12 protein-coding genes are annotated in these 16,382 nt (G+C 69.7%); 9 read left to right on the forward strand and 3 right to left on the reverse strand.

Annotation, left to right across the window (positions count from 1 at the left end; genetic code table 11):
• Nucleotides 1–246: 246 nt before the first annotated feature.
• Nucleotides 247–4,206 carry a type VII secretion protein EccCa gene (gene eccCa, locus OHA98_RS10250; protein WP_266924468.1) on the reverse strand — a complete coding sequence of 1,320 codons (3,960 nt, stop codon included), beginning with the start codon at nt 4,204–4,206 and terminating at the stop codon, nt 247–249.
• A 184-nt stretch (nt 4,207–4,390) separates the two neighbouring features.
• Between eccCa and eccD the strand changes: the two genes are divergently transcribed.
• The 6 genes from eccD to OHA98_RS10280 all read left to right on the forward strand — a co-directional run bounded on the left by eccD (nt 4,391) and on the right by OHA98_RS10280 (nt 11,434).
• The gene (gene eccD, locus OHA98_RS10255) at nt 4,391–5,869 is read left to right on the forward strand and encodes a type VII secretion integral membrane protein EccD (RefSeq protein WP_266924470.1); all 1,479 of its coding nucleotides are present in this window, start codon (nt 4,391–4,393) and stop codon (nt 5,867–5,869) included.
• A gap of 177 nt (nt 5,870–6,046) precedes the next feature.
• A complete protein-coding gene (rpsO, locus tag OHA98_RS10260; protein ID WP_014048684.1) occupies nt 6,047–6,337 on the forward strand; it encodes a 30S ribosomal protein S15 in 291 nt (96 codons plus the stop codon).
• Nucleotides 6,338–6,607: 270 nt separating this feature from the next.
• A complete protein-coding gene (locus tag OHA98_RS10265) occupies nt 6,608–8,821 on the forward strand; it encodes a polyribonucleotide nucleotidyltransferase (protein ID WP_266927840.1) in 2,214 nt (737 codons plus the stop codon).
• A complete protein-coding gene (locus OHA98_RS10270) occupies nt 8,818–10,197 on the forward strand; it encodes a pitrilysin family protein (RefSeq protein ID WP_266924475.1) in 1,380 nt (459 codons plus the stop codon). Before OHA98_RS10265 ends, OHA98_RS10270 begins: the two co-directional genes overlap by 4 nt.
• A gap of 18 nt (nt 10,198–10,215) precedes the next feature.
• Entirely contained in the window at nt 10,216–10,968 is a 753-nt protein-coding gene (gene dapB, locus OHA98_RS10275) for a 4-hydroxy-tetrahydrodipicolinate reductase (RefSeq protein ID WP_266924477.1), read from the forward strand.
• A gap of 13 nt (nt 10,969–10,981) precedes the next feature.
• On the forward strand, nt 10,982–11,434 hold the full coding sequence (locus OHA98_RS10280) for a tetratricopeptide repeat protein (RefSeq protein ID WP_266924479.1): 453 nt from the start codon (nt 10,982–10,984) through the stop codon (nt 11,432–11,434).
• 127 nt (nt 11,435–11,561) lie between these two features.
• On the opposite strand, the gene OHA98_RS10285 is transcribed toward OHA98_RS10280, so the two are convergent.
• Nucleotides 11,562–12,110, reverse strand: a complete 549-nt coding sequence (locus tag OHA98_RS10285; protein ID WP_266924481.1) for a hypothetical protein — start codon at nt 12,108–12,110, stop codon at nt 11,562–11,564.
• A gap of 94 nt (nt 12,111–12,204) precedes the next feature.
• On the reverse strand, nt 12,205–12,444 hold the full coding sequence (locus tag OHA98_RS10290; RefSeq protein WP_266924483.1) for a hypothetical protein: 240 nt from the start codon (nt 12,442–12,444) through the stop codon (nt 12,205–12,207).
• Between the two features lie 187 nt (nt 12,445–12,631).
• On the opposite strand from OHA98_RS10290, the gene thyX reads away from it, so the two are divergent.
• The 3 genes from thyX (at nt 12,632) to OHA98_RS10305 (ending at nt 16,235) form a co-directional block, all read left to right on the forward strand.
• Entirely contained in the window at nt 12,632–13,369 is a 738-nt protein-coding gene (thyX, locus tag OHA98_RS10295; protein WP_266924485.1) for an FAD-dependent thymidylate synthase, read from the forward strand.
• Between the two features lie 152 nt (nt 13,370–13,521).
• Nucleotides 13,522–14,421 (forward strand): 4-hydroxy-tetrahydrodipicolinate synthase, encoded by a 900-nt coding sequence (gene dapA / locus OHA98_RS10300; protein WP_266924487.1) that lies wholly within the window; start codon nt 13,522–13,524, stop codon nt 14,419–14,421.
• Between the two features lie 128 nt (nt 14,422–14,549).
• On the forward strand, nt 14,550–16,235 hold the full coding sequence (locus OHA98_RS10305; RefSeq protein WP_266924488.1) for a ribonuclease J: 1,686 nt from the start codon (nt 14,550–14,552) through the stop codon (nt 16,233–16,235).
• Nucleotides 16,236–16,382 lie beyond the last annotated feature (147 nt).

Consider the following 16,382-nt stretch of genomic DNA (forward strand, 5'->3'; position numbering starts at 1 on the left):
AGATTCCCCCGTATCGCATGCCTGTGGACGGTGCCGCCGTTACCCGGGCGCACCGATGGATCACCACTCGACGCTAATACATGGTCGCTACCGGTTTCTGTCCGGGCCCAGGCCTTCGCCCCCGGCCCCCTTCGGGCGGACCCGCAACGGCCCACGGCGCGCGCCCCGGACCCACCCCTCCCGGGAACGCGCCGGGGCCCCCGCACACACCGCGCGGGGGCCCCGGTCGTACCGCCGGCGACTGCCTCAGTGCTGCTCCGGCAACCGGCCGATCTGCACCAGCGGTGTACCGCGCCTGCGCGACGCGAAGTACCCGCGCCCCGGCGGCATCGCATGGCCGCGCACCGAACCGATCAGCTCGCCCTCGCCCGGATCACCGGCCAGCACCACGCCCTGCGCGCCCAGTTCCTTGATCCGCTGCATGAACGACTCGTACATCGACCTCGACGCGCCCGCCGAGTTGCGGGCGATGATGAACCGCACCCCGGTGTCCCGGGCGAACGGCAGATACTCCGCGAGCGGACCCAGCGGGTTGCCCGCGTTCGTCGCCACCAGGTCGTAGTCGTCCACGATGATGAAGATCTGCGGCCCGCTCCACCAGCTGCGGTCCCGCAGTTGCTGCGGGGTGACGTCCGTCGGCGGCTGGCGCCGCGCGAACACCCCGGACAGCGCCTCCATGTGCATCTGCATGGAGCTGGCCATCGGCGCGTACTCCAGCAGATGCGACTCCGGCAGCGCGCCCAGCAGAGCCCGCCGGTAGTCCCCGACGACGAGCTTCGCCTCGTCGGGGGAGTACCGCTCCGCGATCTGCTTGGCGATCAGCCGCAGCAGATTGGTCTTGCCGGACTCGCTCTCGCCGAAGATCAGGAAGAACGGGTCCGTCTCGAAGTTCACGAACACCGGCTCCAGCGCCGTCTCGTCGATCCCGATCGCGATGCCCCGCTCCGGGAACTCGAACCCCTTGGGCAGCTGGTCCGCGGGCAGCTTGCGCGGCAGCAGCCGCACCGCGGGCGCCGACGGCCCGGCCCAGTTCGCCTTCACCGTGCTGACGAACGCGGCCGTGCCGTCGGAGAGATCCGCGGCGCTGCTGACCGAGTCGATACGCGGCAGAGCACCCATGAAGTGCAGCTTCTCCGGGACCTGACCACGGCCGGGCACCCCCGCGGGCACGTTGGAGGCGACCTTGCGGTCGAACTCGGAGTCCATCACGTCACCGAGGCGCAGTTCGAGCCTGCCGAGGATCTGGTCCTTCAGCGCCGCCCGCACCTCCATGTAGCGGGCCGCCGTGATGACCACATGGATGCCGTACCCGAGACCGCGCGAGGCGATGTCCGTGACGGTCTGCTCCAGCAGCTCGTACTCGGCCCGGAAACCGCCCCAGCCGTCGATCACCAGGAACACGTCGCCCCAGGGCTCGCCGGGCAGCTCGCCCCGGGCGCGCTTGCGCCGGTAGGTGGCGATCGAGTCGATGGAGTGGGCCCGGAAGAACTCCTCGCGCCGGTTGAGGACCCCGGCCACCTCGGCGACCGTACGGCGTACCCGCTCCGGGTCCAGCCGGGAGGCCATCCCGCCGACATGCGGAAGCTCCGCCAGTGAGACGAGCCCGCCACCACCGAAGTCGAGACCGTAGAACTGCACCTCGTGCGGGGTGTGGGTGAGCGCGAACGACGAGACCAGCGCCCGCATCATGGTCGACTTCCCGGACTGCGGACCACCGACCACCATCATGTGACCGGCCGCACCGGAGAAGTCCCGGTACAGCACCTCACGGCGCTGCTCGAACGGCTTGTCGATCAGACCGAGCGGCACGATCAGCCCGCCCGGACGTGTGTACTCGGTCGAGGAGAACCCGCGGTCCGACGTCGGCGCCAGCCCCGGCAGCAACTGGTCCAGCGTCGGCGCCCGGTCCAGCGGCGGCAGCCACACCTGGTGGGCCGGCACCCCCTGACCCTCCAGGCGCCGCACGATCACATCGAGCACGGTGTCGGCCAGCGCGTCGTCCTCCTCCGCCGACCGCGTCGCCGCCAACTGCGCCGGATCCGGGGCCGCGTACACCACCGGCACCGGAGCGGCGGTGAACACCGCGGGCCGCCGGTCGATCGGCAGCTGCCCCACCGACAGATCGGGACCGCCCGTACGGTACGTCCCCGACACGTACGCCGCCTTGAACCGGGTCATCTCGTCCGTACCGAACTTGAGATAACCGGAACCGGGCACCGACGGCAGGTGATACGCGTCCGGCACGCCCAGCGCCGTACGCGACTCCGCCGCCGAGAAGGTCCGCAGACCGATGCGGTAGGAGAGATAGGTGTCCAGACCACGCAGCTTGCCCTCCTCCAGACGCTGCGAGGCCAGCAGCAGATGCACACCCAGCGAACGGCCGATACGGCCGATCTGGATGAACATGTCGATGAAGTCCGGCTTGGCGGTGAGGAGTTCGGAGAACTCGTCGATCACCAGGACCAGCGAGGCCAGCGGCTCCAGCGCGGCGCCCGCGGCCCGCGCCTTCTCGTAGTCGTGGATGTTGGCGTAGTTGCCCGCCGACCGCAGCAGCTCCTGACGGCGCTGGAGCTCACCGCGGATGGCATCCCCCATGCGGTCCACCAGCGTCAGGTCGTCCGCCAGGTTGGTGATGACCGCCGCCACGTGCGGCATCTGCGACATCCCCGCGAACGTCGCACCGCCCTTGAAGTCCGCGAGGACGAAGTTCAGGGTCTCCGAGGAGTGGGTGACCGCGAGTCCGAGCACCAGGGTGCGCAGCAGCTCCGACTTGCCGGAACCCGTGGCGCCGACACACAGCCCGTGCGGCCCCATGCCCTCCTGCGCGGCCTCCTTCAGGTCCAGCATCACCGGCTGGCCGTCCTCGCCGATACCGATCGGCACCCGCAGCCGCTCCGAGACCGAACGCGGCCGCCAGGTGCGCGCCACATCGACCGAGCCCGCGTCCCCCAGGTTCAGCAGATCCGTGAAGTCCAGGTTGGCCAGCAGCGGTTCGTCGTCGTCGCCCCCGCCCATCCGGAGCGGGGCCAGCTGCCGGGCCAGCGCCTCGGCGGCCGGCAGCGACATCCCGTCCGGCGCGCCCTCGTACGCGAGCCCCGCACCCGACTCCAGCCGCAGCAGCCCCGGCCGTACCACCACCGAGAGGCCACCGCGCTGTTCGTCCAGCTCGCCGGAGACCACCTCGACGATCGTCACGCCCTGCAGGCCCTCGACCGCCGCGAACAGCGAGTCGGGCGGCACCATCCCGCCGTCCAGGACCACCACGACATGCGGCTGGTCCAGCACCGGCTGGCTCTCCCGGCCGAACCGCGGCCGCCCGTCGAGACGGCTCGCCAGCAACTGCTCCAGCTCGCCCAGATCATCCCCGAACAGCCGCTTCGTACCCGCCCCGTCGACCTGACCGGGAACCTGCGTGTGCGGCAGCCACTTCGTCCAGTCCCAGCGCTGCACCGCGCCCGGCGCCGCCACCACGGCGACCATCAGATCCTCCGGGGAGTGCAGCGTCACCAGCTGCGCCACCAGCGAGCGTGCCGTCGACTGCGCCGCCTCCGGCTGCCCGGAGACCGTCACGTGGTAGAAGGCCCGCATCGAGACCGCCATCGGCAGCCCGTCCAACGACCCGTGCACCGCCAGGAACTGCTGCATCGCACCGGCGCACATCGGCTCCAGCTCATCCACCGGCGCGGTGTCCGGAGCGATCAGCGGCGTCGACAGCTGCTGCGCCCCGAGCCCGACCCTGACCTGCGCGAAGTCCTTGTCCCCGACACGCCGTTCCCAGACCCGGCTGCCCTCGGCGACCACCGACCACAACTGCTCCGGCGCGGGGTGCAGATACAGCTGCACATCGCGCTGGGAGCGCGCCGTCCTGCGCACCGTCCGCCGCGTCTGGGCCAGGTATTTGAGGTAGTCCCGCCGGACATCTGCCATTTGCCCCTGCGTACCGCGGCGATACCGGACAAGCTGGGCGACCACCATTCCGACGGTCGAGACGAGCATCAGGACACCCATGATCCGCATGAACGGAGGGGCCTGGGGCGAGAAGAAGAAGACCACCGACGAACCCATGCCGAGCACCGGCAGGATCTGCATCAGCATGCCCTCCTGCTGCCCGCGCGGCAGTTCGGGAGGAGCCTCCAACGTCAATTCTTCCGCGGGTACTTCCGGCGGCAGAGACCGCGGAGGTCGTTTCACGACGATCTGGCTCACCGGAACATCAATCCCTCAATACGGACGGGCGGAAGGCCGGTCTGGTCCGCACCGACGCCCCCGTGGCTGCGTGTGCGCGGACTTCCCTCCGCGCGACGGCGATCCTACTTGCAGATCACCCGCCCACCTCCCGGTAGGGTGGCGCGCGCACTGTGCGCAACCGCGAATCAGGGGGACCAGACACGTGAGTACGACCGCAGCGACGGGTTTCTGCCGCGTCACTGTCGTGGCGCCCGACAGCCGGATCGACGTCGCCCTGCCGGAGGACATCGCCGTCGCCGACGTCTACCCGGAGATCCTGCGTCTCACGGGCCAGACCCAGGCGGCCGGAGCGCCCACTGGCTATCACCTCGTACGCCGCGACGGAACCGTCCTGGACGGCGCCCGCACCCTCGCCGCCCAGCAGGTGCTCGACGGCGAACTCCTCAGCCTGCGCCCGTTCGCGCAGTCGCTGCCGCCCGCCGTGTTCGACGACGTCTCGGACGCCGTCGCCTCGGCCGTCACCCGCGACCGCCACCTCTGGAGCGACGAACTGCTGCGCGGCGCGGGCCTGGTCGGCGGAGTCCTCCTGCTCGTCCTCATGGGCTTCGTGCTCTGGTTCGCCGACCCGGTCCGGCACGACATGCACAGCCTGCCCGGCATCATCGCGGGCTCCGCCGGACTCCTGCTGACCGCCTTCGCCGGCGTACGCGCCCGGGTGTACGCGGACCGTGCCACGGCCGTCGCCCTCGGACTCGGCGCACTCCCGCTCGTCCTCATCGCGGGCTCCGGCATCATCGGCCCGGACGCCGGCCAGGGACCGGGACGCCTGCAGTTCCTCCTCGGCTGCGTCGCCGTGCTGGTCGCCTCCGTCGCCCTGGTCGCCCTGACCCCCAGCGGTGACGCGCCGTTCGTCGCGGCGACCTTCCTGGCCACCGTCGGCACGCTCGCCACCTTCGTCGCGATACTGACCGAGGCGTCGGCCACCCAGACCGCGGCCGTCTGCGCCCCGGTCGCCCTCGGCCTCGTGGCGTTCCTCCCCGGCCTCTCCGCCCGCTTCGCCCGGCTGCCCATCGGCTACGCCTCTCCGCGCGCCGCCCCCGGCGGCTACGACGACGACTTCGCCGACCCGAACGGCCCCGGCGCCGACCCGGAGCCCGTCGACGCCGAGCGCATCGCCGCCCAGGCCCGGCGCGGCCACGAGATGCTCCTCGGCCTGGTCGGCGGCTGTGCCGCCGTGGCCGTCGGGTCCGCCGCCGTCCTCGGCTTCTCGGACAACATCTGGGGCCAGATCCTCGCGCTCGCCGCCGGCCTCGCGATGCTGCTGCGCGCCCGCCTCTTCCGCTACACCTCCCAGGTCGCCTGCGTCCTGGTGGCCGGCGTCGGCGCCATCGCCCTGCTCGTGCTCGGCCTCTCCCTGAACCCGCCCACCGACCTGCTGTACGACCTGGTCCGCTACGGCGACCGCGGCTCCCTCGACATCCGTACGATCTGGCTCTCCGCGGCCGTCGCCGCGGGCGCCGCGCTGTTCACCGCGATCGGCCTGGTCATCCCGCGCAAGGGGCTCTCACCCTTCTGGGGCCGCCTCCTCGACCTCGCCGAGAGCACCCTGCTGCTCTCCCTGGTCCCGCTCTGCCTGGCCGTCCTCGACGTCTTCGCCAAGGCCAGGGCCCTCACCAGCTGAGGCCCGGCCGGGGTGCTCCGAACGGGCTGGTACTCTGACTGGTGGCCGTTTGTGTACGCGCCCTCGGGACTGCCTGAGGACTGCGCTCATCGGACCTTCGCCTCCGAGTCACGGAAGCACCCCTGCGATCAAGACCAGGGGCACTCGTGGGCGCATCGAACATCAAGAGGAGTACGCGTGCCGCTCGACGCCGCTACGAAGAAGCAGATCATGGCCGAGTTCGCCCAGAAGGAGGGTGACACCGGTTCCCCCGAGGTTCAGGTCGCCATGCTCTCCCGCCGGATCTCGGACCTGACGGAGCACCTCAAGACGCACAAGCACGACCACCACTCCCGTCGTGGTCTGCTGATCCTGGTCGGCCAGCGTCGCCGCCTCCTGCAGTACCTCGCCAAGAAGGACATCCAGCGCTTCCGTGCGCTCGTCGACCGCCTCGGCATCCGCCGCGGTGCGGCCGGCGGCGCCAAGTAAGGACGCTGTGGAAGGGAGCGGTTCCCGGTTCTAGGGGGCCGCTCCCTTTGCCGTATGTGCAGGACCGGTGTCAAGCTCAGTAACCTGGGCGCAATACACCAGAACGATGGAGAGGCGCATCGACGCCGCCGCCGGTCCTCGGTAGTGGCCCCCGGGACAACGCCCGGGAGCTTCGATCGAAGACCGGCCCGCACCCACGGTGCGCTTCTCCGTACCGTCCTCCGCCACACGGGCAGGAGGACGAAGACGACGAGTATGGAGATATCACTAGTGGAGAACGAGACCCACTACGCCGAAGCCGTTATCGACAACGGAACCTTCGGCACCCGCACCATCCGCTTCGAGACGGGCCGCCTGGCCAAGCAGGCCGCCGGCTCCGCCGTCGCGTACCTGGACGACGACACCATGGTGCTGTCGGCCACCACCGCCTCCAAGCGGCCCAAGGACAACCTCGACTTCTTCCCCCTGACGGTGGACGTCGAGGAGCGGCAGTACGCGGCCGGCAAGATCCCCGGCTCCTTCTTCCGCCGCGAGGGCCGGCCCTCCGAGGACGCGATCCTCACCTGCCGCCTGATCGACCGCCCGCTGCGCCCCTCCTTCAAGAAGGGCCTGCGCAACGAGATCCAGATCGTCGAGACGATCATGGCGCTCAACCCCGACCACCTGTACGACGTGGTCGCGATCAACGCCGCCTCCTGCTCCACCATCCTGGCCGGTCTGCCCTTCTCCGGCCCGATCGGCGCCACCCGTGTGGCCCTGATCAAGGGCCAGTGGGTCGCGTTCCCGACGCACACCGAGCTCGAGGACGCCGTCTTCGACATGGTCGTCGCCGGTCGCGTCCTGGAGGACGGCGACGTCGCGATCATGATGGTCGAGGCCGAGGCCACCGAGAAGACCATCCAGCTCGTCAAGGACGGCGCCGAGGCTCCCACCGAGGAGATCGTCGCCGCCGGTCTGGACGCCGCGAAGCCCTTCATCAAGGCGCTCTGCAAGGCCCAGTCCGACCTGGCCTCCAAGGCCGCCAAGCCGGTCGGCGAGTTCCCGGTCTTCCTGGACTACCAGGACGACGTCTTCGAGGCGCTCTCCAAGGCCGTCACCTCCGAGCTGACCCAGGCGCTCACCATCGCCGGCAAGCAGGACCGCGAGGCCGAGCTGGACCGCGTCAAGGAGATCGCCGCCGAGAAGCTGCTCCCGGCCTTCGAGGGCCGCGAGAAGGAGATCTCCGCCGCGTACCGCTCGCTGACCAAGAAGCTGGTCCGCGAGCGCGTCATCAAGGACAAGGTCCGCATCGACGGCCGCGGCGTCACGGACATCCGTACGCTCGCCGCCGAGGTCGAGGCCATCCCGCGCGTGCACGGCTCGGCGCTGTTCGAGCGTGGCGAGACCCAGATCCTGGGCGTCACCACCCTCAACATGCTCCGGATGGAGCAGCAGCTGGACACCCTTTCCCCGGTGACCCGCAAGCGCTACATGCACAACTACAACTTCCCGCCGTACTCCGTCGGTGAGACCGGCCGCGTGGGCTCGCCCAAGCGCCGCGAGATCGGCCACGGCGCCCTCGCCGAGCGCGCGATCGTCCCGGTCCTGCCCTCGCGCGAGGAGTTCCCCTACGCGATCCGCCAGGTCTCCGAGGCGCTGGGCTCCAACGGCTCGACGTCCATGGGCTCGGTCTGCGCCTCCACCATGTCCCTGCTGAACGCCGGTGTGCCGCTCAAGGCCGCCGTCGCCGGTATCGCCATGGGCCTGATCTCGCAGGAGATCGACGGCAAGACCCACTACGTCGCCCTCACCGACATCCTCGGTGCGGAGGACGCCTTCGGCGACATGGACTTCAAGGTCGCCGGTACGAAGCAGTTCGTGACCGCGCTCCAGCTCGACACCAAGCTCGACGGCATCCCCGCCTCGGTCCTGGCCGCCGCGCTGAAGCAGGCCCGTGACGCGCGTCTGCACATCCTGGACGTCATGAACGAGGCCATCGACGTCCCGGACGAGATGTCCCCGAACGCCCCGCGGATCATCACCGTCAAGATCCCGGTGGACAAGATCGGTGAGGTCATCGGCCCCAAGGGCAAGATGATCAACCAGATCCAGGAGGACACCGGCGCCGACATCACGATCGAGGACGACGGCACCATCTACATCGGTGCCCAGCAGGGCTCGCAGGCCGAGGCCGCGCGCGCCACGATCAACGCGATCGCCAACCCGACCATGCCGGAGGTCGGCGAGCGCTACCTGGGTACGGTCGTCAAGACCACCACCTTCGGTGCGTTCGTCTCCCTGATGCCCGGCAAGGACGGCCTGCTGCACATCTCGCAGATCCGCAAGCTCGCCGGTGGCAAGCGCGTGGAGAACGTCGAGGACGTGCTCGGCGTCGGTGCCAAGGTCCAGGTCGAGATCGCCGAGATCGACTCCCGCGGCAAGCTCTCCCTGATCCCCGTGATCGAGGGCGAAGAGGCCGACGAGAAGGACGACGCCGCCAAGTGACGTCCCGTAGTTCCGTGACGACGGCCCGCACCTCTCCCAAGGCGCGGGCCGTCGCCCGTACCCAGACGCTCCTCAAGGGCACCAACGGCATCGGCACCGTCCGCCGCACCGTCCTCCCCGGCGGTCTGCGCATCGTCACCGAGACCCTGCCCTCCGTACGCTCCGCCACCTTCGGTATCTGGGCCAACGTCGGATCACGCGACGAGACCCCCACCCTGAACGGCGCGACCCACTACCTCGAACACCTCCTCTTCAAGGGCACCGCCAAGCGCAGCGCCCTCGACATCTCCGCCGCGCTCGACGCGGTCGGCGGCGAGATGAACGCCTTCACGGCGAAGGAGTACACCTGCTACTACGCGCGGGTCCTCGACACCGACCTGCCGCTGGCCATCGATGTCGTCTGCGACATGCTGACCGGCTCCCTGATCGCCCCCGAGGACGTCGACGCCGAGCGCGGAGTCATCCTCGAAGAGATCGCGATGACGGAGGACGACCCGGGCGACTGCGTGCACGACCTGTTCGCGCACACCATGCTCGGCGACACCCCCCTGGGCCGCCCGGTCCTCGGCACCGTCGACACCATCAACGCGCTCAACCGCGGCCAGATCGACCGCTTCTACAAGAAGCACTACGACCCCACGCACCTCGTCGTCGCCGCGGCCGGCAACGTCGACCACGCCACGGTCGTCCGCCAGGTACGCAAGGCCTTCGAACGCGCGGGCGCGCTCTCCCGCACGGACGCCGTCCCGATGGCGCCCCGCGAGGGCTCCCGCACACTGCGCACCGCCGGCCGCGTGGAGGTGCTGAACCGCAAGACCGAGCAGGCCCACGTGGTCCTCGGCATGCCCGGTCTCGCCCGCACCGACGAGCGCCGCTGGGCCCTCGGCGTACTCAACACCGCCCTCGGCGGCGGCATGAGCTCCCGCCTCTTCCAGGAGGTACGGGAGAAGCGCGGCCTCGCCTACAGCGTGTACTCGTACACCTCGGGCTTCGCCGACTGCGGGCTCTTCGGCGTATACGCGGGCTGCCGGCCCGGCCAGGTCCACGATGTGCTGAAGATCTGCCGGGACGAGCTCGACCGCGTCGCGACGGACGGCCTCGGCGACGAGGAGATCGCGCGCGCCATCGGGCAGCTCTCCGGCTCCACCGTCCTCGGCCTGGAGGACACCGGCGCGCTGATGAACCGGATCGGCAAGAGCGAGCTGTGCTGGGGCGAGCAGATGTCGGTCGACGACATGCTCGCGAGCATCGCGGCGGTCACCCCCGACGACGTCCGCGCGGTGGCGGGCGACCTCCTGGGGCACCGGCCCTCGCTCTCCGTCATCGGCCCGCTCAAGGACAAGCAGGCGGACCGCCTCCACCAAGCGGTCTCCTAACCCCGAAGGAAGCAAGCAATGAGCAAGCTGCGCGTAGCCGTTCTCGGTGCCAAGGGCCGTATCGGAGCCGAGGCGGTACGAGCCGTCGAGGCCGCCGGAGACATGGAGCTGGTGGCGGCCCTGGGCCGGGGCGACCGGCTGGAGACCCTGGTCGACACCGGTGCCCAGGCCGTCGTCGAGCTCACCACACCCGCTTCGGTGATGGGCAACCTCGACTTCTGCGTCCGGCACGGCATCCACGCCGTCGTCGGCACCACGGGCTGGACCGACGAACGGCTCGCGCAGCTCAAGGGCTGGCTGGAGGGCTCCCCGGAGACCGGAGTGCTCATCGCCCCGAACTTCTCCATCGGTGCCGTCCTGACCATGAAATTCGCGGAGCAGGCCGCCCGGTACTTCGAGTCGGTCGAGGTCATCGAGCTGCACCACCCCAACAAGGTGGACGCGCCGTCCGGCACCGCCACCCGTACGGCCCAGCTGATCGCGGCGGCCCGCGAGAAGGCCGGCCGCGCCCCGCAGCCGGACGCCACCACCACCGCTCTGGACGGTGCCCGCGGCGCGGACGTCGACGGAGTCCCGGTCCACGCGGTCCGGCTCCGCGGCCTCCTCGCCCACCAGGAAGTGCTGCTCGGCGGCGAGGGCGAGACCCTCACCATCCGCCACGACTCCCTGCACCACAGCAGCTTCATGCCGGGCATCCTGCTCGGCACCCGCCGTGTGGTGACTACTCCGGGCCTCACGTTCGGCCTGGAGCACTTCCTCGACCTGAACTGACTGGGCCACACCCATGCGCGCAAAGATCACCTACGTTGTCACCGCTGCCGTCCTGGTCTTCTATTTCGCCCTGGTCGGCAGCCGCGGCCTGCTCCTCATCCGGCACGGCACCCTGCTGACGGTCACCTTCGGTGTGGCGGTCCTGGTCCTGCCGGTGATCGGCGTCTGGTTCCTCTGGAAGAACACCCAGTTCGTCCGCAGGGCCAACGCGCTGGCCGCGGCGCTGGAGGCCGAGGGCGGGCTCCCGGTCGACGAACTGACCCGTACCCCGGCCGGCCGTATCGACCGCGACTCCGCCGACGCGGTGTTCGCCCGCCGCCGTGAGGAGACCGAGGACTCCCCGGACGACTGGCGGTGCTGGTTCCGGCTGGCGGTCGCCTACCAGGACGCGCGGGACACACCACGCGCCCGCAAGGCGATGCAACGCGCGATCGCGCTGCACGGGAGCAAGCCGGTACGGGCCTGACGGCGGGGCACGGGCCGGCACGTCCGGCGAGCAGGCGAACACGCGTCCCCGGTCACCGGGGACGTCCTCACGGACCGCGGGCCCGGTACGGAGTATCCGTACCGGGCCCGCGGTCCGCGTGGGGCCACTACTGGCGGTATTCGTCGCCCCAGGCCTCGATGGTGTCCGTCGCCCGCTCGAAGGCCTCGTCCCGGCCCAGGAAGTCCGCGTTGTGGTCGGTGACCAGCGGCGGCAGGGTGTCGCCGCCGTGGCGGACCACGACGAGGGCCTGACCCTGCACGGTACGGGGGAGACCGAGCCACTTCACCGGCTGCTGGACGGTACGCACCGCCGCCGCCCGGTTCCACGGCACGGTGGTGGTCCGGAAGAAACCCACCCGCCGCACACCGTGCCGGCTGACCCACGCACCGACCCGGAGCAGCCGGAGCGAGCACATGATCACCGCGGCGGCGAGCGCGAAGCACGCGAGCGCTCCGGACAGCCCGCCCGCCGCACCGATGATCACGGCCGCGAGGAGTACGAACGAGGCGAGCAACAACAGGGTGGCCGCTGCCGCGACCCGCCACGGGCCGGGACGGTAGGGCCGCCGCCAGCTGTCGTGGTCGTCGAACGGCAGCGCGATGTCCTCCGCGCTCGCGTCGAATGCGCGGTCGGCCGTCAGAAAGGGCAGGGGCACGACTGATCCTCACTCACAAGCACGCTCGATTGCTGTGCCCGGTGAGGCTACCGAGACCCGCACCGGGCCGACCACCCCAGGGGGTCCGTACGAGTCAGCGGCCTTCGGAGGCCTCGGACTGCTTGCCCTGGGCCGGGGCCTGGTCGGGGTCGAGAGCGGGAAGGCCGAAGAGCAGCGATCCGACGAGGCCCGCGACCACGGTCAGCCCCACGAGGGAACGGCCCGCCAGCTCGGAGACGCTGACGCGGGTCCGAGGCGGCGGAGTGACATTACTGCGGAACCGGTCGGCCTCGGCGACGAACGAGAACGGGACGGATTCACGCCGGCGGAACATGAGGAAACTCTCCTTGAAGTCTGTGGCGGGTGCTGCTAATGAGTCAGACGCACGGAACGCCCGATCGGTGCCCCGAATCGCCGAATCAATGCGAGATTTCCCCGTACGGGCGGTCCCGGCCGCGTTGTCGGTGCCGGGCCGTAGAGTGGACGCCGCCCGAGCGACGCCATTGGAAGGACCCCCGCCGGTGACCGACACCCCCGAACCCGCAAAGCCCAGCTTCCGCAGTGATGTCACCGTTGACCTGGTGAAACACGCCGCAGGTGACTCCGACGTCCTGTTCGCCGCCCGTGTCTCCACGGCGGGCGAGCAGTCGCTCGAAGAGGTCACCAAGGACCCCGAGCGGTCCAAGGGGCTGATCAACTTCCTGATGCGGGACCGGCACGGAAGTCCGTTCGAGCACAACTCGATGACCTTCTTCATCAGTGCCCCCATCTTCGTCTTCCGCGAGTTCATGCGGCACCGCGTCGGCTGGTCGTACAACGAGGAATCGGGCCGCTACAGGGAGCTGGAGCCGGTCTTCTACGTCCCGGGGGAGTCCCGCAAGCTCGTCCAGCAGGGCCGCCCCGGCAAGTACGAGTTCGTCGAGGGCACCGAGGCGCAGCACGAGCTCACCGGCCGTGCGATGGAGGACTCCTACCGCCAGGCGTACGAGGCCTACCAGGAGATGCTCGCCGCCGGAGTGGCCCGTGAGGTCGCCCGCGCGGTCCTGCCCGTCGGCCTCTTCTCGACGATGTACGCCACGTGCAACGCCCGCTCCCTGATGCACTTCCTCGGCCTGCGCACGCAGCACGAGATGGCGAAGGTCCCGTCCTTCCCGCAGCGCGAGATCGAGATGGTCGGTGAGCAGATGGAGGCCCACTGGGCGCAGCTCATGCCGCTCACTCATGCCGCCTTCAACAAAAATGGACGGGTCGCCCCGTAAGCGGTGTCCGTATTGCGGCGTTTCATGAAGTTCATCTAGGCTGATCAAACGGACCCGGCACTGCTTGAACCCCCGAGCAGGCAGTGTCGGGTTCCACTTCCCCGTCCCCCCGAGGGGACATCGTGCGCTGAGCAACGAGTAGCGTGTTACCCATGGCTCCGATCTCCACTCCGCAGACCCCCTTCGGGCGGGTCCTCACCGCTATGGTCACGCCCTTCACGGCGGACGGCGCACTCGACCTCGACGGCGCCCAGCGGCTCGCCGCCCATCTGGTGGACGCAGGCAATGACGGCCTGATCATCAATGGCACCACCGGCGAGTCCCCGACCACCAGCGACGCGGAGAAAGACCAGCTCGTACGGGCGGTGCTCGAAGCGGTAGGAGACCGGGCCCACGTCGTGGCCGGCATCGGCACCAACGACACCCGTCACAGCGTCGAGCTGGCCCGCACCGCGGAGCGCGCCGGTGCCCACGGCCTCCTCGCCGTCACCCCGTACTACAACAAGCCCCCGCAGGAAGGCCTCCTGCGCCACTTCACCGCCATCGCGGACTCCACCGGCCTCCCCGTGATGCTGTACGACATCCCCGGGCGCAGCGGTGTCCCGATCGACACGGAGACGCTCGTCCGGCTCGCCGAGCACCCGCGTATCGTCGCCAACAAGGACGCCAAGGGCGACCTGGGCCGCGCCAGCTGGGCCATCGCCCAGTCCGGCCTCGCCTGGTACTCGGGCGACGACATGCTGAACCTCCCGCTGCTCTCGGTCGGCGCGGTCGGCTTCGTCTCCGTCGTCGGCCATGTGGTGACCCCCGATCTGCGCGCACTCATCGAGGCCCACCTCGGCGGCGACGTCCACAAGGCCACGGAGATCCACCAGAAGCTGCTTCCGGTCTTCACCGGCATGTTCCGCACCCAGGGCGTGATCACCACGAAGGCCGCTCTGACGCTCCAGGGCCTCCCGGCAGGTCCGCTGCGCCTCCCCCTGGTGGAACTCACCGCACAGGAGACGGCGCAGCTCAAGATCGATCTGGCTGCCGGTGGGGTACAGCTGTAACCACGGACTTCACAACTGAATAGGCGACGAACGCTCGCCGAGCACCATCCCAGACAACAGCAAGTGCACGAATGACACGCGCGCCACGTGCCTCAGCGGTACGTGGCGCGCGTGGTAAGGAGAGTCTTTTGAGTCATCCGCATCCTGAACTCGGTACCCCGCCGAAGCTTCCGAAGGGCGGCCTGCGGGTCACCCCGCTCGGCGGCCTCGGCGAGATCGGCCGCAACATGACGGTCTTCGAGTACGGCGGCCGCCTGCTCATCGTCGACTGCGGAGTGCTCTTCCCCGAGGAGGAGCAGCCCGGGATCGACCTGATCCTTCCGGACTTCACCACCATCCGGGACCGTCTGGACGACGTCGAGGGCATCGTCCTCACGCACGGCCACGAGGACCACATCGGTGGCGTCCCGTATCTGCTGCGCCTGAAGCCGGACATCCCGCTCATCGGCTCCAAGCTGACCCTCGCGCTCATCGAGGCCAAGCTCCAGGAGCACCGGATCCGCCCGTACACCCTCGAAGTCACCGAGGGCCAGCGCGAGCGCATCGGCGTCTTCGACTGCGAGTTCATCGCGGTCAACCACTCGATCCCGGACGCGCTGGCGGTCGCCATCCGCACCCCCGCGGGCATGGCCGTCGCGACCGGTGACTTCAAGATGGACCAGCTCCCGCTGGACGGGCGCCTCACCGACCTCCACGCCTTCGCACGGCTGAGCGAGGAGGGCATCGACCTGCTGCTCTCCGACTCGACGAACGCGGAAGTCCCCGGGTTCGTACCGCCCGAGCGGGACATCTCCAACGTCCTGCGCACGGTCTTCGCCAACGCCCAGAAGCGCATCATCGTGGCCAGCTTCGCCAGCCACGTCCACCGCATCCAGCAGATCCTGGACGCCGCCCACGAGTACGGCCGCAGGGTCGCGTTCGTCGGCCGTTCGATGGTCCGCAACATGGGCATCGCCCGTGACCTGGGCTATCTGAAGGTCCCCGCGGGCCTGGTCGTCGATGTGAAGACCCTCGACGACCTGCCGGACGACGAGGTCGTGCTCGTCTGTACGGGCTCGCAGGGCGAGCCGATGGCCGCTCTGTCCCGCATGGCGAACCGCGACCACCAGATCCGGATCGTCCAGGGCGACACGGTGATCCTGGCGTCGTCCCTGATCCCGGGCAACGAGAACGCGGTCTACCGCGTGATCAACGGCCTGACCCGCTGGGGCGCCAATGTCGTCCACAAGGGCAACGCCAAGGTCCACGTCTCGGGCCACGCCTCGGCCGGCGAGCTGCTGTACTTCTACAACATCTGCAAGCCGAAGAACCTGATGCCGGTCCACGGCGAATGGCGCCACCTGCGGGCCAACGCCGAACTGGGCGCACTCACGGGTGTCCCCAAGGACCACATCGTCATCGCCGAGGACGGCGTCGTCGTCGACCTGGTCGACGGCAAGGCCAAGATCGTCGGCAAGGTCCAGGCGGGTTACGTCTATGTCGACGGCCTCTCGGTCGGCGATGTCACCGAGACCTCCCTCAAGGACCGCCGCATTCTCGGTGACGAGGGCATCATCTCGGTCTTCATCGTGGTCGACAGCTCCTCCGGCAAGATCGTGGGCGGCCCCCACATCCAGGCCCGGGGCTCCGGCATCGACGACGCCGCCTTCAGCGCCGTCGTCCCGAAGGTCGAGGAAGCGCTCAACAAGTCGGCCCAGGACGGAGTGATGGAGCCCCACCAGCTCCAGCAGCTCGTCCGCCGCACCGTGGGCAAGTGGGTCTCCGACACCTACCGCCGGCGCCCGATGATCCTTCCGGTCGTCGTCGAGGTCTGATCCTCACGACCGCCGATCCGGAGCGGGGCACCTCGATTTGCATCGGGGCGCCCCGCTCCAGTACGTTTACGTCTCCGCCCAACCGGGAAGCGCCCGCGCAGTCATGCGCAGGGAGCCCACCGAACGGGGCGGGAATTCCGACTCAGA

This window comes from Streptomyces sp. NBC_00654, from assembly GCF_026341775.1.
In the GTDB taxonomy this organism is placed as follows: domain Bacteria; phylum Actinomycetota; class Actinomycetes; order Streptomycetales; family Streptomycetaceae; genus Streptomyces.